We start from the raw sequence: 25,415 nt of genomic DNA on the forward strand, positions 1-25,415 counted from the left end.
GGTTAAAAATATAGATTTCTTTATTGAGACTGTTTTATGATATAGATTGAACAATCTCTTAGTTTTGTTGTCAGTCCGCTTCGTGTTCCTAAAGTGTAGAACTTTATCCCAAACTGCGTTAAAACGCACCCCTACAGTTCTCCTTCACAACATTTTTTGAACAGTTCTGAAAGCGGACTGGCAACAAGCCTTTGAAGACAAGTACAAGCCAAAAACCAGCCCGTGGGCGGTTTTCGGCTTTTTTATTTTCTAGCTAAGCGAGTAGATCTCCTTTATGATCACGCTTGGTTAACACAAAGGGTTCCTCTTTTAGCTCGTATTTCTTTCCATTCGCAATAGAGAGCCACAGACGTACCCCATCAATTATAATGGCGATTGTAATAATCAAAAAGATCGCACAGACAATGGTATCAACCCTATCATTAAAAATCATTTTCTCAGCCACTTCAACCGATGTTACCCCTTTTGGCAATGAGCCTGACGCTAAAATCTCCTTAAATTTATTCGCATGCGCCCAGAATCCAATCGTAATATCATTAGAAAAAATTTTTTGCCAAGCCGCATATAAGGTAGCCGATGAAAGCCATGCCATTGGAAATAGCGTAACCCAAGCATAGCGAGCCTTGCCCATTTTAATAATGAGTGTGGTACCAACTACAAAAGCAATTGCCGCTAACATTTGATTAGCAATACCGAACAATGGCCAGAGTGTTTTAATGCCACCCAATGGATCGATAACCCCTTGATACAGAAAGTAGCCCCATCCAGCTGTCACAGCAGCAGACCCGATTAGGTTACCGGGGAGATAATCCATACGTTTTAATTTCGGAAACACATTACCCAGCATGTCCTGTACCATGAAGCGTCCAACGCGCGTTCCAGCATCAATGGTAGTTAAGATAAAAACTGCCTCAAACAAGATAGCAAAATGATACCAAAAGGCCATAAAGGTTTTTCCACCGATAAACCCTGAAAAGATATGTGCCATTCCCAATGCGAAGGAAGGAGCTCCTCCTGTTCGAGATAAAATACTCGTCTCGCCTACATCTTTGGCTGTTTCCGTTAATAGCTCAGCTGTGACAGGGAATCCATACGTGTTGGTAATAGTAGCTGCCGCTGTTACTGCATCAGCTCCTATTGCTGAAGTAGGTGCATTCACTGCAAAATACAGTCCTGGTGTTAATACACAGGCTGCAATCAACGCCATAATAGCAACCATAGATTCAGTCAGCATTGCCCCATAGCCAATTAATGGTGCATCACTTTCCTTGATAATCATTTTTGGTGTTGTACCTGAAGCGACTAAGGCATGAAAGCCGGAGATGGCACCGCAAGCTATCGTAATAAAAAGGAATGGGAAAAGGTTTCCAGTAAATACTGGGCCAGTGCCATCAATAAATTTTGTTAAAGCTGGCATTTGTAGATTAGGTAATGTGAAGATGATACCAATGGCAAGAAAAGCTATTGTACCGATTTTTAAAAAGGAACTGAGATAGTCGCGTGGAGCTAATAAAAACCAAACCGGTAAAACAGATGCGATAAAACCATATATGATAATCATGATAGCAAGTTGCGTTCCTTCATAATCAAACAGTGGTGCCCAGGTTGGTGACTCTGCTACTGCTTGTCCAAAATACAGGGATGCAAACAAAAGTACAATTCCGATAACAGAGGCCTCTAGCACTCTTCCAGGTCGGAAATACCTCATATACAATCCCATCAGGATAGCAATTGGTAACGTCATGGCAATCGTAAAGGTTGCCCACGGTGAATGAGTGAGAGCATTAACAACAACAAGTGCTAATACGGCAATGAGAATAACCATAATAGCTAGTATCCCAATCATTGCCAAGACGCCCCCAATAGGTCCAATTTCTTCTTTAGCAATCTGACCTAATGATTTTCCATTTCGTCTCATCGAACCAAATAAAATAATAAAGTCCTGTACCGCTCCTCCCAATACAACCCCAACAATAATCCAAATTGTACCGGGTAAATACCCCATTTGAGCTGCCAATGTAGGTCCTACTAACGGGCCTGCACCCGCAATCGCCGCGAAGTGATGTCCGTATAAAACCCATTTATTCGTTGGCACAAAGTCTTTGCCATCATTATGTAATTCAGCAGGAGTAGCTCGTCTGTCATCCAACCCCATAATTTTACGGGCAATAAAACGGCTGTAAAATCGATAACCTACTGCATATGTACATAAAGCTGCCGTTAATAACCAGAAGGAACTTACTTGCTCCCCTTTTGATAAAGCCAACGCACCAAATCCAATGCCTCCTAATGCAGAAATAACTGTCCACATAATAATGGATAGTATCTTTCGCTTCATAAAGTGCTCCTCCTTTCAGAATATAAGATACATACCAATAATCTAAATTATCTGATTTTTAACAAAATAACTAGAATCTTTATTTATGATACCTTACTTGTAGATCGGCTGAAAAGCTTTTTTTAGCATAATATACATTTTTTTCAAAAAATATCTGATTATAAAAAAGGAAGCCACTTTTCATATGTAATGAGAAATTAGCTTCCTTACTTATTCGTTTATCGGATCATTATAGGTTTCCACGCAACTCCTGCTCTCGCTCTAGTGCTTCAAATAATGCTTTAAAGTTACCATTTCCAAAACCACGACTACCTTTACGCTGGATAATCTCAAAGAATAGTGTCGGACGATCTACTACTGGCTTACTAAACAATTGCAATAAGTAGCCTTCATCATCACGATCTACTAAAATTCTTAGTTCTTTTAATTTTTCAATATCCTCTTCAATTGCCCCTACACGTTCCACTAAATCCTCGTAATACGTGTCAGGTACACTTAAAAAGTCAACACCATTTGCCGTTAATTGCGAAACGGTTGTCAAAATATCATTGGTTAATACAGCAATATGTTGAACCCCTGGCCCTTTGTTGAATTCCAGATACTCTTGAATTTGTGATTTGCGTTTTCCTTCCGCAGGCTCGTTAATCGGAAATTTAATTCGCCCAGTACCGTTTTGCATAACTTTGGACATGAGCGCAGAGTATTCAGTAGAAATGTCATCATCGCTGAAGTTTTGGGAAGACGTAAAGCCCATGACTTTCTCATAAAACCCAACCCATTCGTCCATAACTTCTACGTTTCCTACCATATGATCGATTCCAATTAGACCCGCACCCTGACAGGCAAACGGAGCTTGATAAGGTTGGAAGCCTGGATAAAATACTCCTTTGTAATCTTTACGTTCAATAAAAGAATGAACGGTTTCTCCATAAGTAGCAATCGTTGCTTTTTTTATCGTTCCATGTTCATCGCTATATTCAGTAGGTTCCATCACAGATGTAGCTCCTCGAGAAATAGCTTCCTGGTAAGCCTTTTCACAATTTTCTACACGAAGGGCAATGTCTTTAACTCCCTCTCCGTGAAGCTTAATGAAATCAGTAATCGGATGATCTGGATCTAATGCTCCTGTCAACACCAAACGAATGTGATTTTGCTTTAACGCATAAGAGACTTGAGTGCGACTCCCTGTTTCCAAACCACGATACGCATATGGCTCAAATCCAAATGCCTTTGCGTAGTAGTACATTGCCTGCTTCGCATTTCCTACATACAACTCAACATAGTCCCAATCTTGAATGGGGAAAAAGTCTGTTACGCTCACATCGATCAACCTCCGATTATTCTGAATTTTTTAAACCTATTTATTTGAGATTACATGTTCTGTTTTTTTCATGCAAGAATATGAAGTAACGCTTAAACGCTTTCATGTAGTATCAATAATAGTCTTCTGTCTACCTACTCCATCAGTTATGATATAAACAGGGATATTTGAAGGGAGCGAAGTGCGATGAAAGAGTGGAATACATTTGTCTCACAACAGTGGAATCAAATGGCTTGTGATTGGCATGAGCGTAGTAAGGGAATGTGGGAACAAGGCAGTCGCAAAACGATCCTGCCTTTATTTACAGGACTTCTTCCTGCCCACACAGGTCGAATACTGGATGCTGGCTGTGGTGATGGATATGCTAGCTTCAAGCTAGCCTCTGTAGGGTATAATGTAACAGGTTTGGATATTTCCTCAGAAATGATAGCCTATGCCACACAGCAAACCAGACGGCTTTCTGATTCTACCTCTCTACAATTTATGGAGGGAGATATTTCTGCTACGCCATATTCAGACCAAACCTTTGCAGGTATCCTGTCTATTAACGCGATGGAGTTCACTTCCTCTCCCTTACTTGTCCTTCAAGAATTTCAACGCATCCTGCAACCAAACGGATTGTTACTACTGGGGGTATTGGGACCCACAGCAGGCCCGCGGGCACATAGCTATCCACGTTTGTATGGAAAGGCCACTATCCAGAATACAATCATGCCCTGGGAAGCAAAACAGCTAGCGCAAGAGAATGGATTTTGCTTACAAAAGGAATCACATGTGTATAAAGATGATTTTCCTCCTGACCTTGCCGATTCCCTGAGCATGGAATTACGTGAAGCAGTTAGTTTTGTAACCTTACTTGCTTTGCGTAAGCACTCACATCACTAAACAGATAATCCATTTTGTAAAGGAGCCAGCTATGCGAGTACCCTATCTCACAAATCCATTACACCATTTGCAAAAGGTACGTGATCTGACGCTATTTCGGATCAATGAAGCACAAAGCATTGTTATCGCATGCGATTCAGATGGCGGCATCGGCACCAAACCACAAGATATTGTCCAAATCGCACCTGATATGTTAGGACGGTTTGCTGTTCGTGTGCCGCTATTTGAATTGATTGCTTGTGGAGCCTCTCCGTTTATGATATGCGATACGCTATCAGTAGAGTTCGAGGGCTACGGTGAAGAAATTCTCCGTGGTATTAAGGAATATGCGAAAGAAGCAGGCGTCACAGAGGATATCCAGTTTACAGGAAGTACGGAGGAGAACATTCCAACCATGCAGACAGGGGTTGGAATAACCGTGCTTGGGCTAGTACAGCAATCACAGTTTTCCCCAGGAACAGCCCAATCGAGAGAAGCTATCATGTGTGCAGGCCTTCCAAAAAGCGGCCCTAAGCATGAAGTTAGATTAGACGATCCCGAGATGCTTTCCCTAGCTGACCTGATCCACCTACGTGCTCATCCCGGTGTCCATGATCTATTGCCCGTTGGTTCAAAAGGCATTGCTTATGAAATGGATCAGCTAGCAAAAAGTGCCTCGCTTTCATATCGTCTCACCACTCCTCCCGCTCTTGATTTAGAGGAATCCGGTGGACCTTCTACATGTGTGGTTTTTTCAGCTTCAGCTGACCTACTTGAAGAATTCCGAAACCAATTACGTTGTCCTGTACATGTTTTAGCTATTCTTGAATAAAGTAAAAGGGACAGCGTGAAGGCATTGTATATGTAAGAAAACAAGTGTCCAGCAAGTACAGAGCAATGGACTGTAACAAACACAAGGAGAGAACAGCTACTTTCTACTCTAGAAGGGGCTGTTCTCTCCTTGCGTTTGTGTAAAAAAAGACCCCAGCCAGCCAAGGCTAACTGAGGTAGAGGGCATATATATTTATCCTTCCACTGGTGAGGTACCTGCTGTAGATGAAACGTTTTGTGGTGACTCTCCTTCTGGCTTATCAATAGGAGCTCTTTTTGCTACCACTACATCATCTGGTGTTTTTCGCTTTTTTAGGAAAAACAGCACCAATGGAATGGATAGAAGGATTGGTAACGCTGATACCATAAAGGTGTCTGCAATCCCTCTCGTGAAGGCTTCTTTTTGAATCAAACCTGCCAGTATAGCAGAGGCACCTCCCATTGAGGTAGCAGAATCCACTCCACTTTGTGCATATACTCCTGATAGCATACTCATCATTTGATTAGCTGTATCGTTGGTCGCTTGCACATTTTCACTGATTCGCACAGCATGGAAGGTTTGCCGATTACTCATTAGTGCTGTCAAAATAGCGATGGCAAAGGAGCCCATCACTTGACGAATCAGATTAGATAAGGAAGAAGCACGACCAACCATCGACTTCTCGATGGCGTTCATCCCAACCGTAGAAAGAGGTGTCATACATAATCCCATTCCCAATCCCCTAATGGTTAATAGCACATCAATCCAACGATGAGGGGTGTCCTGAGCTAAATGCTGAAGCTCGAAGGTAGTTATACCCGCGAGCGTCAATCCAATCAACCCAAGTGGGACAACACCAAATTTATCAAATAATTTACCACCTATCGGCATCATTAATGCCATGGCAATTGACTGTGGCATCAAGAGAAGACCTGTCTGCATGGCGGATAAGCCTTGGATGTTCTGCATATACAACGGCATCATAAAAATACCACCGAACATTCCCATCGTAAGAAAACTAACAATCAACAAACTAAGCGAAAATGTTCCATTCTTTAAAATACGGAACTCGATCAACGGTTGCTCAGTAGTTAACTCTACATAGACCAGTAATGTTAAGCTGGACACGGCCACAAATAATAGACTAACGATATACAATGACGTCCAACCCTCTGATTGCCCTTTTGATAAGGCGAGCAATAATGAAGCAAAACCAATCATAGACAAGATGGCACCGGGAAAATCAAATTTTAAATCCTTTTTCAGCGGTGTTTCTCTTAAAATAATACTACTCATGATTACCGCTAAAACCCCTACTGGTACACCCATGAAGAAGAGAAACCGCCAGTTGAAATACTCTATGACGTACCCACTTAGCGTAGGGCCGACAGCAGGTGCTACCATCGCAGAAATCCCCCATAAACCAAGTGCTGTCCCGATTTGTTCTCGTGGCATTATCGTGTAGATGATAGACATCCCGATCGGCATGATGAAACCACCGCTTAATCCTTGCACCACTCTGAAGAAAATCATGCTACTATCGTTCCATGAAAATCCACAAAACGTAGAGCTAATCGTAAATAAAGCAAGTGAGGTTACAAATACTCGCTTATAGCCAAATTTATCTCCAAGTGCACCACTCATCGGGATAACAACCGCAGAAGCAAGCATATACCCTGTTAGCACCCATTGAATGGTGTCAGTAGTAGAACCAAATACAGCTACTAACTTAGGTAGGGCAATGTTAATTAAACTGTTATTCAAGACAGCCACGAATGTACCCATTACAATAGCAGCCAACGCCAACCATTTATAGGAAGCATTCTCCTTGTTGTTAGAAGCAGACAAATTTGATCGCCTCCTAGTTTACCTGAACCTGACTACCATCATGCAGATCTTTAGCTGGTTGTGTAACAATCTGATCGTTAGCGGTAACACCTGATTTCGCATATAACCAATCAGAATTTTTTTCTGTTACTTCAACAGGAGTCATGTGAACAATATTTCCATCTACTTTATAAACAAATTTTTTACCAGCTTGCTCAATAACAGAGCTTTTTGGAATCTCCACCCCTGTGGCTACTTGTGTAGTATCTGTACCAAAATAGACCTCAGCAATCATTCCAGCTAATAACGAATCATCATTTTTCACTCGGATTTTAACAGGGAACGTCGTACTGTTTGTATCAGAAACAGGGCTGATAAAATCAATGGTTCCTTCCATTTTCTTATCCTTATTTACTACAACCTGTACCGTCTGTCCCTTTTTCAAATGGTTTACTTGTTCTTGAGGAACGCTTGCTTTTATTACCACTGTATCCATGTTGACGATGGTCATTAGTGGGATACTAGGCGCTGCCATCTCTCCTGGCTCAATATTACGAATCGCAATCATTCCGTCGATTGGTGATGTGATCGTTGAATTAGATAAAGTTGTTTTAGCTAAATCCAAACCAGCTTTTTGACGTGTTACATCCGCTTGCAAAGCTGTTATAGAATTGGAGGTTGCGCCTGCTTTCGCTAAATCAAGCTGTGCTTTTGTTTGTTCATACCCTGATTTAGCCTGTTCTAATGCAAGCGCTACTTTATCCAAATCAGCTTGAGGCAAAGCCCCTGTATCAAATAAAGCTTTCATGCGATCATATGATTTTTGGGCGACATCCCAGCCCATTTTTGCCTGTTGTAAGGCACTGTTTAGCCGATCTAAATCCTGTTGGCGTGTACCAGCTTTGGTATCATTTAATTTGGCTTGAGACGCTACAATGCCAGCTTCTGCTTGACGTACTTGTTGTACTAGCTCAGCGTTTTCGAGAGTCGCTAACACCGTTCCTTTTTTGACACGGTCGCCCTCTTTTACGTTGACATTTGCTACTCGACCAGATAATTTGGAAACCACCTGAACTTGTTGATCGGGAATAATCTTGCCCGATGCCATCAAGCCAGACGAGTTCGTAGTACCTACAACTTTCATCGTTTGTACAATTGGAGCATTTGCTGCTTCATTGTCACTATTGTTGCTACAGCCACCGAGCAACAACGCCATAATGGCAAAAGTACCTGCTATCCCTTTTTGTGTTTTATTCATACTCTTCACCCTAATTCCCTTTCAAATGAATTTTAATCACAGCACTCATACCTGGCAGAATGCGGCTGTTTTGTTTATCGCCAATAGAAATTTTAATTGGTATTCGCTGTGTCACTTTCGTAAAGTTACCGCTTGTGCTAGTTGCAGGTAATAAGGAAAACGTAGAGGCTGTTGCTGTTCCCAATTCTGAGACCTGTCCTGTAAATGTCTGACCTTTAAATGAATCTAAGGTAAATTCAACGGTTTGCCCTAGGTGGATACGGCCTAAATCAGTCTCTTCGATGTTAGCTGACACATAGAGCTTATTCATATCAACAATAGTTGCAACGGACTGACCAGGGGCTACCACTTCTCCACTTTTAGCCGTTACTTTTAACACCGTACCAGTAATGGGAGCACGCAGAGTAGCATTATCTAACATGTTGCCAGCGATATTTGTTGTATCCTGTTGACCCACAATTTGATCAGCTAGTACGCTTTGACCATCTGACAAGTCTAACGAGGTTATTTTGCCAGATATCCGTGGCATCACACGATACGTGTCACCTGCAACACGAGCATCTTCTGTAGTAATGTAATGAGTACCTTGGTACCAGTAGTAATAACCGATTCCTCCACCTGCTACAACCATAAGCAGCAGTATGGTATATAGAATAAATTTCTTTTTCATGTTCTCTCCTCAATCCTCTTCTCAAATTGTCTAATGAGCAGTTGCAGGGCATCGGTGATTTTGTCTATCTCTTCTTCCGATAAGTCCTTTATTAGTTCTGTAAAATATTCCTTTTGCATCACCGGGATGGAATTAGCCATCTCCTCAAATTTATCTGTGATGTGTATCCAGACTACACGCCGATCAGCAGTATCTCGCACACGTTCGATGTACCCCTCCCTCTCTAAGCGATCGACTATCCCGGAAACCGTACTGCAAGAGAGATAGAGGTCCTTGCTTAATTGGCCAATCGTCATAGGTCCATCCTTAATCTTGCGCATCACACTAATCTGAGGCATTGTAATTCCTACCTCGCTAAGCTCCTGTGTAATCATCATCCCGATGATTTTATTAAGTTGTCTTACCCCATCACGTATGATCAGCCCTTTAGGCACCTCATATCACCTCTTACATATATTCGCGATCACTAATATTATTTCGCACTCGAAAATTTCGTACACGAAATAATATAGGATAGGGAAAACTTTTATGCAACAAATTTTTTAATAAAAATGCATTTTACCGAGCTTCAATTAAAAAACCCGAAAAACGGACCGCATGAGCATGGTCCATTCTTCGGGTTATAGCACTCTTTCTCGTGCTAGATATTTACGTGATTCTGCAATACCAGGGTGCTGCTTCACAATGATTAAAATATTTTCGATGAATAGATAATGCCCTTCCAGAAACTCCAAATCTCTTCGTTGGAACGAATCAACTTGTAAATAGTGTTGCATCTCAAGCGTATATTTTTCGAGCTTGTGTGCAAATTGATTGGCATTAAGCATCTGTTCCACTTCTGGAAATTCAGTTTTGAGTTTTCGTATCTCTTCATACAGTTTAGTTGCTTCACTGATGAGTTGATAGGCAGATCTTTCCAAAGCGGCTACCGATGTTTGTTCTTCATCACGTCGTGCTTGAAGCAAAGCAGACAGGTACGTAATAAAATGGTAAATCGTTAAAAATAGAGGGCCTAAAAAAAGAATAATCCCTGCTTTATATACATGCTGATTGGTCATATTGGTTACTAGTACAAACAAATGGTACAAAATAGCTCCCAACCACACATAAATAATTACTTGATGGTTAACACCACCAGCTTCACCTTGTTTTGAAAAAACAAAGGTTAAACCCAGCAGATAAAAAGCAAGTAATGTAAAGCTGGCGCTAAACAATACCATTTCCATTTCTAACAGCCACTTTGCTTCAGCAGGTATGGTAACAAAAAATTCGACGGATAACACTATTAAGCTAAAGATGAAGCCCATAATCCAAAATCGGCTTACATCTCGATCAGCTCGGCGGCGCATTCGATGTCTTTCTGATCGGGAGTTTTTCATGCTTTTCACCTCACTCTACACCCGATAGATTTCGCCACAATTCGTCAAAATCCTTTTCTGTAACAGAAAGAAGCCCTATTCCCATTAAATAAATAGGAAAAGAGCTTCTCTATTACGTTATCCTACTTTATCTGATCTGCAAAAGAAGCTTATTTGCTAAATCGTTTACCAGGTCTGCTTGGTGCTTGTCCTGGTCTGTTTGGCGCTTGTCCTGGTCTGCTTGGCGCTTGCCCCGGACGACCACCAGCCGACGACTGTCCTCCTGAGCGACCCTTTGCTTTACCTTTGTTTGCTTTAGCAGATTTCTTTCCTACTTCACGCTTTTGATTCCGTTCGTATTGTGTTTTCCACTCATCCATTTCACGCTTCAGCTTTCGTTTATAACCAGGCTTTACTTGTTTATTTTTCACAAGAGCCTTTTTTAATGGAGCTTCTTTTTCTGCTATCTCAATTTGCTCCTGTTTCTTCTTCTCCGTTTTCAGCTCAGTATAATGCTTTTCTCGCTCCGCTGCACGAGCTTTGCGACCTGCATCCAAGTGACGAGTATGCGTAAGTAATTTTTCCTCAATATCCGCCTTTGTCGCAGAACCAAAGCGAGCCATAACGCTTTTTTGGCGTGGAGTCACAAAAGAAATTGAGTTTCCAAGCTGATTGGCACGACCTGTACGTCCAACACGGTGAATATAGCTTTCTACATCGCTCGGGATATCGTAGTTAAATACATGAGTAACCCCTTCAACATCAAGTCCGCGGGCAGCAATATCGGTAGCTACAAGGAATTGGAATTTCATCTTCCGAAAATCCTTCATCAGGGTTTCGCGTTTCTTTTGAGACAAATCACCATATAGTGCCTTGGCATCATAGCCAGCCTCTTGTAAACGTGACGTTAAAATCTTTACACGCTGTTGTGTGTTAGCAAAAATAATACCTAGGAATGGCTTAGTGACCTCGATAAGATCAAGTAGCGCATCTATTTTATCTGTTTGGTTGATTACATAGTACTCTTGTGTGATATTAGCAACGGTTTTTTGCTTTGATTCAATTTTGATATGTGGCGGTTGGTTCATAAATCGTTGTCCCAGCTTTTTCACCAAATCCGGCATTGTCGCAGAGAATAGCAGAACTTGTCGGCTACTTGGCGTGGAGACGATAATTTTTTCCACATCTTCTAAAAAGCCCATCTCTAGCATCTTGTCAGCCTCATCCAATACCAAAGTATGAATGCGACCAAAGTGTAGTGTTTCACGGCGCATATGATCAAGCACACGCCCTGGAGTTCCCACTACGATATGAACAGTGCCTTTTAGCTTATTCATTTGACGCTCAATATCTGTACCGCCATGCAAGGATAAAACACTCACATTAAGGTGTTTGCCTAGCTTCTCAATTTCAGCAGCAATCTGAATAGATAGCTCACGGGTTGGGGTAAGGATCAATGTCTGAATATCCTTTTTCCCATCCTGTAGCTTTTGGAGGATCGGCAATACAAACGCTGCTGTTTTACCAGTACCAGTTTGAGCTTGTCCGATGACATCCTTACCTTCCATAATCAATGGAATTGCTTCTTCTTGAATAGCTGTGGGCTCTTTATAAAACAGGTCGGAAATCCCCTGCATAATCTCCGGTCGTAAACCAAATTGTTCGAACTTAGCCATCTTTTCACTTCCTTCTTAACGAAAACCGTACTGTCTGATCCAGTCTACTACCTAATTTCTGGATCTACCAGCCTATTCGCTCATGTTTGTCCTAGAAGACACTTTCTCTATAGTAATATAAGTATTTCCTAAAAGACAAGAAAGATATGGCTTAGTTTTTCGCTAATTCAAAAATTGCCTGTGCGTATATTGCCGTAGCCTTCAATAAATCCTCTACTAACAGGTATTCATCTCGTTGATGAGCTGTATCCTGTCTACCAGGAAATAGTGGACCAAATGCAACACCAACATCTAAAGCACGCCCGTATGTCCCCCCGCCGATTGCTAACAATTCAGCCTTTTCACCAGTCTGTTCCGTATAGACTCGCTGTAAAGTTGTTACTAGGGGATGAGCTGGGTCTACACGATGTGGCTTTTTATGAGTAATGATTTCTAACAGATAGCCATGTTCAGCTGCGACTTGTTCAAGCCTCGGCTTCCATTGTTCAAACAAAATGGAATGTGGATAGCGAATGTTCAGATCGAAACGTACGTCCTCACCAGCTACATAGTGAAAAATACCTGGATTCAACGTAAGTGATCCCATCTCCTGATCATCTGCGTTAATCCCAAATGCCTCGCCATCATGCTGCTCAAACAAATAAGTCGCTATAAAGTCAACAAATGCGCGTCCTCGCACGTCCAAATCGCATTTTTGTAAAAATTGAGCTAGATAGGCTCCTGCATTTACCCCTTTTGCTGGGTCCATACCATGAACCGAAACTCCCTGCAAACTGAATACTACACCTGTATCCGTTTGAGTAATATGACCTCGACGCTGTTCTTTTTCTAAATAAATTTGATATGCTTCGGTCCATGCCACTACTTGTTCGGGCGGGCAAGCTAGCTCTGCTTCTGCTATCTCTGGTACCATATTCACACGCATACCAGCATGGAAGGAGAGAAGCTGTGTGGTTCCTTCTTGGCTAACGTTCAGAGGAGCCTGATTCATCAATTGTTCAAAGTTTTCATTCGTTTGGCGTAAAACCAGATGAGTTAATCCTTTTTCAGCATAAATGAGCGGAAAGTCAGCATCAGGAGTAAAGCCCATTGTCGGCATTTCCTCTGATTCAAAATAACGTTTCACGCATTCCCAGCCCGACTCCTCATCCGTTCCAAAAATAAGTCGAATCCGTTTCTGAAGTGGTAGCTCAAGCTCTTTGATCATTTTTGCGGCAAAAATAGCTGCCATAGCGGGGCCTTTATCGTCCAAAGCTCCACGAGCAATTATTTTTCCCTCGATGATATCTGCTGCAAACGGTGGAATAGTCCAACCATCCCCCGGTGGTACTACATCTACGTGGCTTAAAACACCAATGCACTCGTCACCCTGTCCAAATTCAGCATGACCAGCATATCCATCGATATTCTTGATCGTCATACCTGCATCCTCACATGTTTGCAATGCGAATTGCAATGCTGCCTGAACTCCCTTGCCAAATGGAGCTCCTTCCCCCGCCGTATCTGGGTCCAGCACGCTATCGATCTGCAAAAAGCGCTGTGTAGTGGCGATTAATTCGTCTTTTCGTTTCTCTACTTCTTTTTGCCAATTAATTGTGCTCATTTTCTTCCTCCTTGTCTTCTGGTAGCGCGATTTGCTTCTCATCAAAATAGACCGATTCGGTGTCTACATCTAAATCAAGCTCCACAATGCTAAGTAGTGGATCAATCGGGGACTCCTTTTTCCTAGTAAATTCAATCTGAGCCTCTTTAACCTCATCACGAATTTTATTCATTTCGTTATCTAGCGTATAGGAAGCTTTGGCTGATTCGACAAGACGTAGCTTGATGTCTTCCGGAATAATTCCTTCGTATTTATATTGTAAGGAATGCTCAATCGTGGCCCAAAAATTCATGCCTAACGTCCGAATTTGTATTTCAACAGGTATGGTTTTTTGTCCGTCTATGGTCATGATTGGATACTCCACTGCTAGATGGTAGCCACGGTATCCCGTCTCTTTAGGCTGTGTCACATAATCCTTTTCCAGAAAAATCTTCATATCCTTGCGTTCACGTAGCATATCTACGACAAACGATATATCATCGATAAACTGACAAATAATCCTTAATCCAGCAATGTCTCGAATTTCCCATGCAATATTTTCGTTGATAGGAAAATGAAGACGAGTAGCTTTGTTGTAAATGCTATTAATTGATTTGACTCGACCGGTAACAAATTCGATTGGCGAGTGAACTTTCCGTTTTTTAAATTCATTACGAATATTTTTTAATTTAACTTTTAATTCCTCTACAGCTTGCTCATAAGGCATTAGATACAAGTCCCAATCCATTTTTTGCACGTTTTTACCTCCGACTTGGATTCCTTGTCCTTATATTTATTCAACAGGTACTACGGAATATCCTGCTTTTGAAAGCCCTTTCATCATTATGTAAACCCATAAAATTATTCACTCTCACCCTAAGAGTGAAAAAGCAGGAAAACGCTGCCACCATAAGGTCTGGCACATTCTTCCCGCTTTACTTCTTTTTTATTCATATTCAGCTGGTTCTAAGATGCGTACCATAGCAATTTCATCACACATCGGTAATTTGGAGCAGTTGATGCAATCTTTCCATACCTTTTGCGGCAAGGCTTCTTTTTGAACAATTTGAAAGCTGCATTTGTGAAAAAACTCAACCTGATACGTTAGTGACAGCACTCGACGTATCCCTAATTTTCTTGCTTCTTCCACCAAAGCGAGAACAAGCTTCTTGCCAATCCCCTTTCCCTGCGCACGTTCAGCCATAGCAAGCGAGCGAATCTCTGCTAAATCCTCCCACAAAATATGCAAGCCACCCATTCCCATTACTCCTTGCCCATCGTGCACGATGATATAGGACTGTAGATGTTCACAAATGGACAGCTTGGTACGGGGGAGCATTAATCCTTTCGCGGCGAAATGATTGATAATTTCTAACATTTGGTCTATATCGTGTATAGTTGCATGGCGAATTACCAGTGTACCTGTCATACTCATGGTTTTACTCCTCCACTCATAACGTATAAAAATTCATTATTAATAATAAATATACATTCTAACTAAGCCACTCGTAAAGTGTTTTTTATTTAAATAATGGCACAATTTTCTTGACGATTCCCTAGTGAGTTAGCAAGATTATGATATACTTCTACCAGGAGGTGTTAGCTTGATTACTCGCAGAGAGCGCAAGAAGCGCGAAACAAAGGAACGTATTTTTAATGCTGCTATTAAATTGTTTAAAGAACATGGTTTTGAAGCGACCACGATTGATATGATCTCCGAGGAAGCGGATGTGGCACGCGGAACCATTTTTTTACATTTCACCTCAAAAGAAGCGATTCTTGCCAATTGGGGCTATGAACGCTTACAGGAAATTGAAGATAGGCGCGAAGAGTGGGATTTTGGCGAGAGTTGTAAACAACGCGTCCTACGCATTTATAAAATCTTAAACGAAGTAAATATACAGAATTACGATTTTTTGAAAGTACTGATTGAATCCTCTATGAAGCATCGTAAAGTTCTGGAATCGGAAAAGAAAAATATGTACTTTGAGCTAAGAGAATTATTTGCTGATTTAATTGAAGATGCTCAAGAGAAAGGGAGACTGAAAAGTAAAATTAATCCATTAATTGCAGCCAATATGCTGGAAAACATCTATTACAACGCCTTATATGATTGGGTACGTAGCGATGGTGGCTGGCCTTTGGAAGAAATCATGGAAGAGAAGGTCTCAATTGTATTTGAAGGTCTAGATGTGTCTACCCAATCATAAGAATAGTTCTTTCTAGTGAACCGGTTACCGAAGCCTTCTAGTAGCCGGTTTGTTTATGTTCTACATTTAGGTACCAAATAGTTACACCCCCTTCCAATAGCTCTCTTGTTCAAATGAATCATAATTTATATTGACTTATCTTTCATGTGCTACTACAATACAAAACAATATCTTTCTTAAAAAAGACATCAACACCCTTATGAAAATAAAAATGATAGCCACGTATAATCATAGGAATATGGCCTATAAGTCTCTACCGGGTTACCGTAAATAACCTGACTACGCGGATGATACAAGTAAGACTGCGAATTATGTAGCGGTTTATTTTGTTATACCTATAGCAAAACACCCTACTTCCTTCACGTCTTATCATGTGTTTTCGTGTTCATAGAGCCCCAGGTCGATTCCTGGGGTTTTTCTCGTTATGTATAACTATAACTACTAGAGGAGCGATTCAAATGAACATTCAACCTTCTGCCCTACAAAAACGTATCCAAGCAGCCTCCAAACACGCTAAAGCTGATTTGGTTATTAAGAATGGTAAAATCATAAATGTCTTTACTGGAGAGATTGTTGAGGCAGATGTAGCCATTACAGATGGTATGATCATTGGAATCGGAGCCTATGAAGGTAAAGATGTCTGGGATGCTAAAGGTAAATACATCGCCCCGGGTTTCATCGACGGGCATGTTCACATTGAATCATCTATGGTAACACCTACTCAGTTCGCCGAAATTGTTCTCCCTCATGGAGTGACTACTGTAGTCTGCGATCCTCACGAGATTGCCAATGTATCAGGTGCCGCTGGTATTTCATACATGCTAGAAGCATCAGAAGGGCTTGACCTTGATGTGTATGTGATGCTTCCTTCTTGTGTACCTGCTACCTCCTTTGAACACTCAGGTGCGAAGCTGTATGCCAAAGACCTTGCTCCCTTTTATCATCACCCCCGTGTGCTTGGCCTAGCTGAGGTCATGGATTATCCAGCTGTCATGAGCGGTAGTGATGATATGGTTCGAAAAATCGCTGATGCCAGACAACATGGTAAAAAATTGGATGGACATCTCGCTGGGCTCTCCAAGGACGCTATTAACGTATATATGACAGCAGGAATTCGGACAGATCATGAAGCGGTAACCTTACAAGATGCTAAGGAACGCCTTCAATTAGGTATGTACCTACTCATTCGTGAAGGATCTGCTGCCAAAGACTTGAAGAATCTTATTTCAGTAGTTAATGAACGCACAGCAGCACGTTGCTTGTTCTGTACTGACGATAAGCATTTAGATGATCTATTTAAAGAAGGAAGCATAGATTACAGCATACGTCTGGCTATCCAATGTGGTATTGATCCAATTACCGCAATTCGCATGGCTACACTTACCGCTGCTGAATGCTATGGTCTTACAGAAAAAGGTGCCGTTGCTCCTGGCTATATAGCTGATCTAGTTATAATGGACAACCTAGAACAAGTAAGTATTACCGATGTGTGGAAAAATGGTAAGCAGGTAGCAAAAAACGGCCGTTACGAAGGAAATATCTCTACTCCTACAAATGTACCAGCTACGATCACCAATAGTGTACGTATAACACCAGTGACCGAACGCGAGCTTCAACTACCTATGACTAAGAAAAAAGCCCATATAATCGGTGTAATTCCTAATAGCATTGTAACCGAGCATCTGATTGAAGACGTAGACATCGCCAACGGATTCTTCCAGACATCGATCGACTGTGATTTAGCGAAAATGGCTGTGGTGGAGCGCCATCACCAAACAGGTCATATCGGAGTAGGAATTGTTAAAGGCTTTGGCCTACGATCAGGTGCAATGGCTACCACGATTGCCCATGACTCCCATAACATTATTACCGTTGGAACCAACGATCAGGATATGCTAACTGCGATTAAAACACTAGAAGAGATGCAGGGTGGGCTTGTCATTGTTGAAAATGGAAAGGTTTTAGCTTCCCTTTCTCTAGAAATTGCTGGCTTAATGACAAGACGTCCTGCTGACGGTGTAATGGCAGAACTCGATCAGTTAGACAAAGCATTACTTCGTATTGGTGCATCTCAGGAGTTCTCTCAATTCCTGACGCTTTCCTTTCTAGCTCTACCAGTCATCCCTACATTGAAGCTGACTGACATGGGACTTTTTGATGTGAAGCAATTTGTACACATGGACGTATCTGTTGATGAACGTGAACTAGTGATGAAGTAATAAATAAAGTAGGACGAATAGATGAAGGAACAATAGGTGATTATGAGCCGTTGTTCCTTTTTTACTATATACCATCAATATACTAAGTTTACCACAAATTACAAACAAAAAAGTGAATAAAATGTAAATTTATGTTATATTTTGCCGAATGAATCAGTAGAGTTCAAGATCACACGAAGTAACAATGACCAATTTCTTCTTTAGCACATCTTTTTCTTGCGACTCAACCTATCTTCTCCTATGATGGAGGATAGAGATTTTTTCTATATTACTAGATTTGTGCCTGTCTAAGCCCTATTAGAATGTGGGCAAAATAAATCTATTACCTATTGAAGAAACGATAATATCGCAGACTCAAAGACATTTGCCTTACGATTAAAAAGCAAATGTCTGTTTTTTACTACATGACTTGTTTTGCTATTATAAATTGCTCTTTTATAAAGAAGCACTACATCCTATTAAAAAGAGCGTCATATTTGTTTGGAGGGTTACCATTCGTGAAGAATCAGATTAGACGAGAAGATATTGAATTGCTAGCACCTGCAGGTAATTGGGATTGTCTAAAAGCCGCTGTTGCCAACGGAGCAAATGCCATCTTTTTTGGTGTAGAGAAGTTTAATGCACGTGCTCGTGCCGAAAACTTTCAAATGAAAGAATTACCTGAGATTATGGCTTATCTGCATATGTATGGGGTGAGGGGCTTTCTTACCTTCAACATTCTTGTCTTTGAAAATGAATTACAAGATGCCAAAGAATTAATCGATGCCTGTATCGACGCCGGTGTAGATGCTGTAATTGTGCAGGATTTAGGGTTGGTAAAATTAATCCGGGAAATCAGCCCCGACTTCCCTATTCATGGCTCTACTCAAATGACCATCACTTCTCCAGAAGCGGTAGAGTTTACCAAACCATATAACATGGAGCGAGTTGTATTGGGTCGTGAAAACTCTCTAAAAGAAATTAAGAAAATCGGTGAAAAGGCAAAACTACCGATGGAAGTATTCGTACACGGAGCCCTCTGTGTCTCTTACTCTGGTCAATGCCTTACCTCAGAAATGTGGGGCGGTCGCTCTGCCAACCGTGGTGAATGTGCACAGGCCTGTCGTCTGCCCTATGATTTAATGGTAGATGGAGTCCAAAAAGAGATGGGTAACATCGCTTATTTACTCTCTCCAAAGGATTTAGCCGCGATTGAAATCATGCCAGAATTAATTGAGGCAGGAGTCACTTCCTTTAAAATTGAAGGACGTCTAAAAACACCGGAATACGTGGCCAATGTAGTTAGCAAATATCGAGCAGCAATCGACAGATATTTCGCTGGAAACAACGCTAAGCCAAACAAGGATGAGATCCGTGAGCTACAACAAAGCTTTTCACGAGGATTCACCCATGGTTTTCTGGAAGGAACAAATAACCGCCTATTATTAGACGGAAGCTTCCCGAAAAGCCGCGGTGTTTACCTGGGTACAGTAAAAAAGGTGCTAAAGCACGCACTCCTAGTAGAAGTCACTTCTCCATTAAAACGTGGTGATGGCATCGTATTTGATGCAGGTGATCCGACTCAAAAAGAAGAGGGTGGTCGGGTCTACGATATTTTAGTGCATGGTGATAAAGTAGAAGGTCAGGTACAGGAAGGTTTATATGAAATTGTCATGGGTCGAAATGATGTGAGGCTAGGTCGTATCCATGTAGGCGATCGAGTGTGGAAAACAAATGATCCTGAATTGAACAAACGTCTGCGTAAAACCTTTGAGACTGAAAAGCCTTATGCTACGTTCCCAGTGGCTCTCCACGTTTCTGGACGTGTAGGAGAACCACTGCAAACCGTGTGGATTGATGAGCAAGCTAATCATGCGGTAACGATTGCTTCTACTATGCCTTTAGAACAAGCGATGAAGCGCCCAATAACTCAGGCCTCTTTATATGATCAATTTAGCAGACTAGGAGGTACCTTGTTCCATCTGCCAGAGGATCGTCTCTCATTAGACTTGGAAGGCGAGGTTATCATTCCTGTCAGCGAACTGAACCGGATGCGCCGTGAAGCAAGCGAGCAACTGCTGTATCTTCGCCGTAAACCGCCTGTTTATCAAAAAAGTCAAGTAGACGTTTATGCTACCGTGTCAAACAATCAACCAGTAGCACATCCACTACTGACTGTGCTCTGTCGTTCATTGGAACAGATAGAAGCAGCAGCACAAACCGATGTTGACTTTATTTATGCAGACTTCGAGTTTGTAAAGCAATATCCGCAGGCAGTGAAATTGGCACATCAATACGGGAAAAAAATTGCGCTTGCTACTATGCGTATTCATATGCCGGATGAAAATGGCGTACTGGCTCTTATTGCAAAAAGTAAGCCTGATGCGATTCTAGTCCGTAACACAGGAGCCTTGTACTACTATCTTTCGCGTCGTGATGAAATAGATATCCCATTAATCGGTGACTTCTCTTTGAATATTGCTAATCATAAAGCTGTTGAGTTGTTCATGGGCTATGGACTTGAGCGCGTCACACCATCCTATGACTTAAATATTCAACAGATGGTCGACATGCTTGAACATACAGATGCCTCGCCACTAGAACTAGTTATTCATCAGCATTTGCCAATGTTCCATACCGAGCATTGCATTTATTGTACATTCATGAGTGAAGGAACAGATCACACGAATTGTGGTACTCCTTGTGAAACATCACGTGCTTCCTTGCGAGATCGCGTTGGCTTCTCTCACCCAGTCCGTGTAGATACGGGCTGCCGCAATACGGTCTATAATGCAATTGACCAATCCGGCGCCGAATATTTGCCAGAATTTAAACGATTAGGAGTAGGGGCTTATCGCATAGAATTTTTAGAGGAAGAACCTTCTCGCGTACAAGAAGTGATTCACTTATACCGCAAAGCTCTACACGGAGAGATTTCCGGCACAAAAGTATGGAAGACATTAAAAGCAACCAACCAGCTTGGTGTAACACGCGGACAACTAACCAAATAGACAAAACAGATGAAAACAAAGGAGAGTAGAGCATGAGCAATTTGCAAGAAGCGACTTTAGAAAACCTGACTGTCATTATCGAGGGAATTAAAAGCAAACTAAACATGGCGAATACCCAAGTAATGCGTCCTGAGGATTTTAAAATGGATAGCTATGAAGACCTGTTATATCTATATAACATGGTGCAAAAGAAAACCAGCTTTAGCGTTAACGAAATGACCGCGATTGTCGAAGAGTTAGGTAGCATGCGTAAGACAGATTAGAATGTAGCAAAATAGTGCTGACACAGTATGACACAGCAAAAGGACCACATTCCGAGTGATGTGGTCCTTTTGTATACATTATAAATATTCGTCAAACCATCCAGCAATCGCTTGTAGCCGGATAATTCTATGCCCAGTGTCACCGCTTCGTGATAATTCGTGTGTTGCATCTGGAAAACGCATAAGGCGTACAGGGGCTTTCTTATGTTGTTTAATAGCAGTGAAGAATTGCTCTGCCTGTTCAATCGGGCATCGATAATCACGTTCACCATGTAAAATAAGTAAAGGAGTTTGAACGTTTTGAGCATAGCGCAAAGGAGAATGCTGCCATAGCCTATCTGGGTCCGTAACCAAATCACCATGGACTTCCCATTTTGCAAAATAATATCCAATGTCACTTACCCCTGCAAAGCTAACCCAGTTTGAGATGGAGCGTTGAGTCACCGCGGCTTTAAAACGCTTATCATGTGCAACAATCCAATTCGTCATAAATCCACCGTAGCTACCACCAGTTACCCCCATCCGTTGCTCATCTAGATAATCGTAATGACTTAACACATAAGTAACCCCGTTCATCAAGTCTTGATAATCTTGTCCTCCATAATCACCACGAACCGCATTGACAAACTTTTGACCGTATCCGTGGCTCCCTCGCGGATTCGTATACAAAATAGCATAGCCCTTAGCTGCTAAAAACTGAAGCTCGTGAAAAAATGTATAACCATACATCGTATGTGGTCCACCATGAATTTCTAATAGAAGTGGATAGGTTTCACCTGTTTTGTAAAAAGCCGGTTTTAGCATCCACCCTTGAATCTCCCATCCGTCTTCCGCTTGGTAGGTAATCATCTCAGGACTGGATAACTCCACTTCTTTTAACCACTGATTACTTGTTGTTAGCCGTTTGCTTTCTCCTTTTTTCATATCAATACAAAATAGATCTCCAGGAGTCAAAGGATCACTTACCGCCACGACAGCCTTACTGCTCTTGCTATGAAGAGTCCATCCATACACATGATGCTCTCCGCTTACAAGGGGAATATTCTCTCCAGTGATTGATATATAGTGAAGACTCACTCTACCTTGCTCCGAAACAGTGATATAGTTGCCTTGACCATCTGCACGCCAAACAGCACCTGGATTGATATGTCCACTACGCATATCACCAACCATTGCATCTGAAAAGTGTACATCCCACTTTTCAGTCAAACAACGTCGATTTCCTGTATCTAACTGAAAATGCCAAACATGCATTAATTTTTCCTGTTCAAACACCCGCTCGTAGCCTACACACGCTATTATTTTGCCATCTGGTGACCAGGTTGGAAACATAAACGTTCCCGTTGAACCAGACAAGTTCTGCCAAGAGCTGTCTTCTACTGAATGAATCCATAAATCGCAGGTAGGATAAAATCGCTCACTTTTGCGCTCCGTAACACAACACGCGATCTGCCTGCCATCTGGTGACCAGGCAGCCATTGAATGATCCTGCTCTTCATTAGTGATTTGACGTAATTGACCGCTTTTTCGATCACATAATACTAATTGACTATACTTTCCATCCCACAAGCCAGCGTCATCTGATTTATATCGAATATAATCCACCTGTAGGACTGGCTTACCTTGTAATACAGGTGACGAGCTGATTTCGTTTCTCTCTGGTTCAGACTTACTATTGCTCCCTTTATCTGTAATCGTCGATGAGGTAGCTATGTATGGTGTTTTAGCATGAGAAGAGCTATGTGGTGAAGCATCAGGAGATGTAGCCACATTTTCCTGTGTTTCATGTAGCGTTTCATTTGGAGATAACCTTACTTGAACTAACAGTTTTTCACTATTTGGTGACCAAATCGGCTTTGCAGCACCGTGTTTGTTATTTGTTAATTGACGTGCTTCTCCTCCATTTATGGAAAGTAACCAAACCTGTGTCTCTCCAGAACGATCTGACTCAAATGCAATCCAATTACCATCTGGTGACCAGCGCGGATAAGAATTCCGATGGTTACCAAAAGTCCACTGCTGTTCTTCTGAACCTACTAGAGAACGTATAAACAAATTGGAAATATATTTTCCGTTAGAATCAATTGTTCTTCGGATATATACTACACTATTCCCATCAGGAGATATTTGTGGATCCTCCAACCATTCAAAACGCAACAAATCTTCCGCAGTCATCTTTCGTTTTTTGGTCACCATATTCATTCCTCCTCATGTCCCCTATTTAGTTTCACGCCACACATTTACTTTCAAACATCTTATGTATAAAAAGACACGACATACGCAAAAACAATAGGTCGTGTCTTAGATGCCTTTTTAATGATTAACAATGCCTACCCGTACTTCTTCCCGTTCCAGTTCAAGAGCTTCTGCCCCTTGTTTCCACAATAAATAGCGAATACTATCGGCAAGTGCTTCCCAGCTAGCTTCAATCACGTTCGTTGATACTCCCACTGTACTCCAGCTCTCTCCCTGATGAATGGACTCAATCAGCACCCGTACTTTAGCTGATGTCGCTTCACTCTCATCGAGAACACGTACCTTATAATCCTTTAAATGCATGTGGCTAAGAGTCGGGAAGTGTTGCTCTAATGCCTTTCGCAATGCATTATCTAGTGCATTAACCGGTCCATTTCCTTCTGCTACCGTATGTACGGTTTGACCATTGATATTACACTTGACCATCGCTTCAGAGACAATTGATTTATCAGACTTTTTTTCCATAAATACTTTAAAGGATTCTAACTGAAACAGCTCAGCTTCCTCTCCCGATGCTTGTAAAAGCATGAGGGTAAGGGAAGCTTCTGCACCCTCGTATTGGTAACCAGCGTACTCTTTGTCCTTCAGACGCTGTACTACTTCTTTTGACACTGATTTTTCTCCATTAAAACATATTTGTAATTCTTCTGCTTTTGCTATTAGATTACTTTGTCCTGATAGCTCCGAAACAAGAATTCGTCTGCGATTCCCGATAACTTCCGGTTCGATATGCTCATAAGTACTTGTGTTCTTCATAACCGCACTTACATGAATACCACCTTTGTGAGCAAAAGCACTATTACCTACAAACGGTTGGTTGACTGGCAACGTAATGTTCGCAATTTCAGCGACATAGCGAGAAATACTGGTTAATTGCTTTAATCGATCTTCAGGTACACAATGATATCCCAATTTCAACTGTAGATTGGGAATAACAGAAACTAAGTTTACATTTCCGCATCGCTCACCAATCCCGTTCATTGTTCCTTGGACTTGCTCTGCACCCGCTTGAACTGCTGCTATCACATTTGCCACTGCCAACTCACAATCATTGTGAGGGTGAATTCCAATCGGCTTACTACAGGCCTCCTTTACCCGAGTAACAATCTCATTCATTTCATGAGGGAGCGTTCCACCATTTGTATCACATAAAACGATCCAGTCTGCACCAGCTGCTTCTGCTGCTTTTAGTACATCCAATGCATATGTAGCATTTGCTTTATATCCATCAAAAAAGTGCTCTGCTAAAAACATAACTTCTAGCCCGTTTTCATGTAGGTGACTCACAGAATCATGAATCATACGTAGATTTTCAGTTAACGTAGTTTTTAGGGCCTCGTATACATGTAAATCCCAGGCTTTTCCGAAAATCGAGGCTACAGACACACCACTTTCCAGAATTGCGCGTAAATTATCATCTTGAGAAGCTTGTATATTTGGTCGACAAGTGCTACCAAAGGCTGTCAGCTTTGTATGCGTTAGCCCTACCTCTTTCATCCGATGGAAAAAAGCCATATCTTTAGGATTACTCCCCGGCCAACCACCTTCAATATAGTCGATTCCAAACTGATCCAGACGTACAGCGATCTTAACTTTATCCTCCACAGATAGACTGATTCCCTCTCCTTGGGTACCATCCCGTAAGGTTGTATCGTACAGATAGATTTTTTTTCCCTTCATGACTAATCCCTCTCCATCCTCTATCTTTATTTTGATTTTTCTAAAAAATCAATCTCCAATCCAAGCCCTCTATTTTGCCTATCAGTATATCA

At 41.6% G+C, this 25,415-nt stretch carries 19 protein-coding genes and 1 riboswitch; of the genes, 6 read left to right on the plus strand and 13 right to left on the minus strand.

Features of this window, described 5'->3' with window-relative positions:
- Window positions 1–253 precede the first annotated feature (253 nt).
- Window positions 254–2,338 carry a carbon starvation CstA family protein gene (locus BrL25_RS06440; protein ID WP_018673704.1) on the minus strand — a complete coding sequence of 695 codons (2,085 nt, stop codon included), beginning with the start codon at window positions 2,336–2,338 and terminating at the stop codon, window positions 254–256.
- A gap of 229 nt (window positions 2,339–2,567) precedes the next feature.
- The gene (gene hppD, locus BrL25_RS06445; protein WP_018673705.1) at window positions 2,568–3,659 is read right to left on the minus strand and encodes a 4-hydroxyphenylpyruvate dioxygenase; all 1,092 of its coding nucleotides are present in this window, start codon (window positions 3,657–3,659) and stop codon (window positions 2,568–2,570) included.
- 186 nt (window positions 3,660–3,845) lie between these two features.
- Here hppD and BrL25_RS06450 point away from each other — a divergent pair, with 186 nt between their 5' ends.
- On the plus strand, window positions 3,846–4,544 hold the full coding sequence (locus BrL25_RS06450) for a class I SAM-dependent methyltransferase (RefSeq protein WP_018673706.1): 699 nt from the start codon (window positions 3,846–3,848) through the stop codon (window positions 4,542–4,544).
- Between the two features lie 31 nt (window positions 4,545–4,575).
- Complete coding sequence (locus BrL25_RS06455; protein ID WP_018673707.1) at window positions 4,576–5,355, plus strand: AIR synthase related protein; 780 nt, start codon at window positions 4,576–4,578, stop codon at window positions 5,353–5,355.
- Between the two features lie 192 nt (window positions 5,356–5,547).
- Here the strand turns inward: BrL25_RS06455 and BrL25_RS06460 are convergent, their stop codons facing one another.
- The 9 genes from BrL25_RS06460 to BrL25_RS06500 form a co-directional block, all read right to left on the minus strand.
- Window positions 5,548–7,182, minus strand: a complete 1,635-nt coding sequence (locus BrL25_RS06460; protein WP_018673708.1) for a DHA2 family efflux MFS transporter permease subunit — start codon at window positions 7,180–7,182, stop codon at window positions 5,548–5,550.
- Window positions 7,183–7,195: 13 nt separating this feature from the next.
- Complete coding sequence (locus BrL25_RS06465; protein ID WP_018673709.1) at window positions 7,196–8,419, minus strand: efflux RND transporter periplasmic adaptor subunit; 1,224 nt, start codon at window positions 8,417–8,419, stop codon at window positions 7,196–7,198.
- A gap of 10 nt (window positions 8,420–8,429) precedes the next feature.
- Window positions 8,430–9,089, minus strand: a complete 660-nt coding sequence (locus tag BrL25_RS06470; protein ID WP_018673710.1) for an HlyD family secretion protein — start codon at window positions 9,087–9,089, stop codon at window positions 8,430–8,432.
- Complete coding sequence (locus BrL25_RS06475) at window positions 9,086–9,523, minus strand: MarR family winged helix-turn-helix transcriptional regulator (RefSeq protein ID WP_018673711.1); 438 nt, start codon at window positions 9,521–9,523, stop codon at window positions 9,086–9,088. Before BrL25_RS06475 ends, BrL25_RS06470 begins: the two co-directional genes overlap by 4 nt.
- Before the next feature lie 186 nt (window positions 9,524–9,709).
- The gene (locus BrL25_RS06480; RefSeq protein WP_026315325.1) at window positions 9,710–10,468 is read right to left on the minus strand and encodes a hypothetical protein; all 759 of its coding nucleotides are present in this window, start codon (window positions 10,466–10,468) and stop codon (window positions 9,710–9,712) included.
- Window positions 10,469–10,617: 149 nt separating this feature from the next.
- Window positions 10,618–12,123: a DEAD/DEAH box helicase gene (locus BrL25_RS06485; RefSeq protein ID WP_018673713.1), complete on the minus strand. Its 1,506-nt coding sequence runs from the start codon at window positions 12,121–12,123 to the stop codon at window positions 10,618–10,620.
- Between the two features lie 151 nt (window positions 12,124–12,274).
- Window positions 12,275–13,726, minus strand: coding sequence for a dipeptidase PepV (pepV, locus tag BrL25_RS06490; RefSeq protein ID WP_018673714.1), 1,452 nt, complete (start codon window positions 13,724–13,726; stop codon window positions 12,275–12,277).
- The gene (locus BrL25_RS06495; protein ID WP_018673715.1) at window positions 13,713–14,462 is read right to left on the minus strand and encodes a GTP pyrophosphokinase; all 750 of its coding nucleotides are present in this window, start codon (window positions 14,460–14,462) and stop codon (window positions 13,713–13,715) included. Before BrL25_RS06495 ends, pepV begins: the two co-directional genes overlap by 14 nt.
- Before the next feature lie 189 nt (window positions 14,463–14,651).
- Window positions 14,652–15,140: an N-acetyltransferase gene (locus BrL25_RS06500; protein WP_018673716.1), complete on the minus strand. Its 489-nt coding sequence runs from the start codon at window positions 15,138–15,140 to the stop codon at window positions 14,652–14,654.
- Window positions 15,141–15,309: 169 nt separating this feature from the next.
- On the opposite strand from BrL25_RS06500, the gene BrL25_RS06505 reads away from it, so the two are divergent.
- The 4 genes from BrL25_RS06505 to BrL25_RS06520 all read left to right on the plus strand — a co-directional run bounded on the left by BrL25_RS06505 (window position 15,310) and on the right by BrL25_RS06520 (window position 21,387).
- On the plus strand, window positions 15,310–15,915 hold the full coding sequence (locus BrL25_RS06505; protein ID WP_018673717.1) for a TetR/AcrR family transcriptional regulator: 606 nt from the start codon (window positions 15,310–15,312) through the stop codon (window positions 15,913–15,915).
- Window positions 15,916–16,115: 200 nt separating this feature from the next.
- Window positions 16,116–16,217, plus strand: a riboswitch (purine riboswitch).
- A 156-nt stretch (window positions 16,218–16,373) separates the two neighbouring features.
- Window positions 16,374–18,134: an adenine deaminase gene (ade, locus tag BrL25_RS06510; RefSeq protein ID WP_018673718.1), complete on the plus strand. Its 1,761-nt coding sequence runs from the start codon at window positions 16,374–16,376 to the stop codon at window positions 18,132–18,134.
- 497 nt (window positions 18,135–18,631) lie between these two features.
- Window positions 18,632–21,124 (plus strand): U32 family peptidase, encoded by a 2,493-nt coding sequence (locus BrL25_RS06515; protein WP_018673719.1) that lies wholly within the window; start codon window positions 18,632–18,634, stop codon window positions 21,122–21,124.
- 32 nt (window positions 21,125–21,156) lie between these two features.
- A complete protein-coding gene (locus tag BrL25_RS06520) occupies window positions 21,157–21,387 on the plus strand; it encodes a DUF1128 domain-containing protein (protein ID WP_018673720.1) in 231 nt (76 codons plus the stop codon).
- Between the two features lie 78 nt (window positions 21,388–21,465).
- Here the strand turns inward: BrL25_RS06520 and BrL25_RS06525 are convergent, their stop codons facing one another.
- Together BrL25_RS06525 and cimA are read right to left on the minus strand one after the other, a co-directional pair.
- On the minus strand, window positions 21,466–23,583 hold the full coding sequence (locus BrL25_RS06525) for a S9 family peptidase (protein WP_018673721.1): 2,118 nt from the start codon (window positions 23,581–23,583) through the stop codon (window positions 21,466–21,468).
- 117 nt (window positions 23,584–23,700) lie between these two features.
- Complete coding sequence (gene cimA / locus BrL25_RS06530) at window positions 23,701–25,323, minus strand: citramalate synthase (RefSeq protein WP_018673722.1); 1,623 nt, start codon at window positions 25,321–25,323, stop codon at window positions 23,701–23,703.
- Between the last annotated feature and the right edge of the window lie 92 nt (window positions 25,324–25,415).

It is taken from the genome of Brevibacillus laterosporus DSM 25 (genome assembly GCF_002706795.1).
Taxonomy (GTDB): domain Bacteria; phylum Bacillota; class Bacilli; order Brevibacillales; family Brevibacillaceae; genus Brevibacillus_B; species Brevibacillus_B laterosporus.

Coding starts and splice junctions, on each gene's coding strand:
- BrL25_RS06440 (WP_018673704.1), bottom strand. CDS start 2,338: ATGAAGCGAAAGATACTATCCATTATTATGTGGACAGTTATTTCTGCA.
- BrL25_RS06450 (WP_018673706.1), top strand. CDS start 3,846: ATGAAAGAGTGGAATACATTTGTCTCACAACAGTGGAATCAAATGGCT.
- BrL25_RS06455 (WP_018673707.1), top strand. CDS start 4,576: ATGCGAGTACCCTATCTCACAAATCCATTACACCATTTGCAAAAGGTA.
- BrL25_RS06465 (WP_018673709.1), bottom strand. CDS start 8,419: ATGAATAAAACACAAAAAGGGATAGCAGGTACTTTTGCCATTATGGCG.
- BrL25_RS06470 (WP_018673710.1), bottom strand. CDS start 9,089: ATGAAAAAGAAATTTATTCTATATACCATACTGCTGCTTATGGTTGTA.
- BrL25_RS06480 (WP_026315325.1), bottom strand. CDS start 10,468: ATGAAAAACTCCCGATCAGAAAGACATCGAATGCGCCGCCGAGCTGAT.
- BrL25_RS06485 (WP_018673713.1), bottom strand. CDS start 12,123: ATGGCTAAGTTCGAACAATTTGGTTTACGACCGGAGATTATGCAGGGG.
- pepV (WP_018673714.1), bottom strand. CDS start 13,726: ATGAGCACAATTAATTGGCAAAAAGAAGTAGAGAAACGAAAAGACGAA.
- BrL25_RS06500 (WP_018673716.1), bottom strand. CDS start 15,140: ATGAGTATGACAGGTACACTGGTAATTCGCCATGCAACTATACACGAT.
- ade (WP_018673718.1), top strand. CDS start 16,374: ATGAACATTCAACCTTCTGCCCTACAAAAACGTATCCAAGCAGCCTCC.
- BrL25_RS06520 (WP_018673720.1), top strand. CDS start 21,157: ATGAGCAATTTGCAAGAAGCGACTTTAGAAAACCTGACTGTCATTATC.
- BrL25_RS06525 (WP_018673721.1), bottom strand. CDS start 23,583: ATGGTGACCAAAAAACGAAAGATGACTGCGGAAGATTTGTTGCGTTTT.
- cimA (WP_018673722.1), bottom strand. CDS start 25,323: ATGAAGGGAAAAAAAATCTATCTGTACGATACAACCTTACGGGATGGT.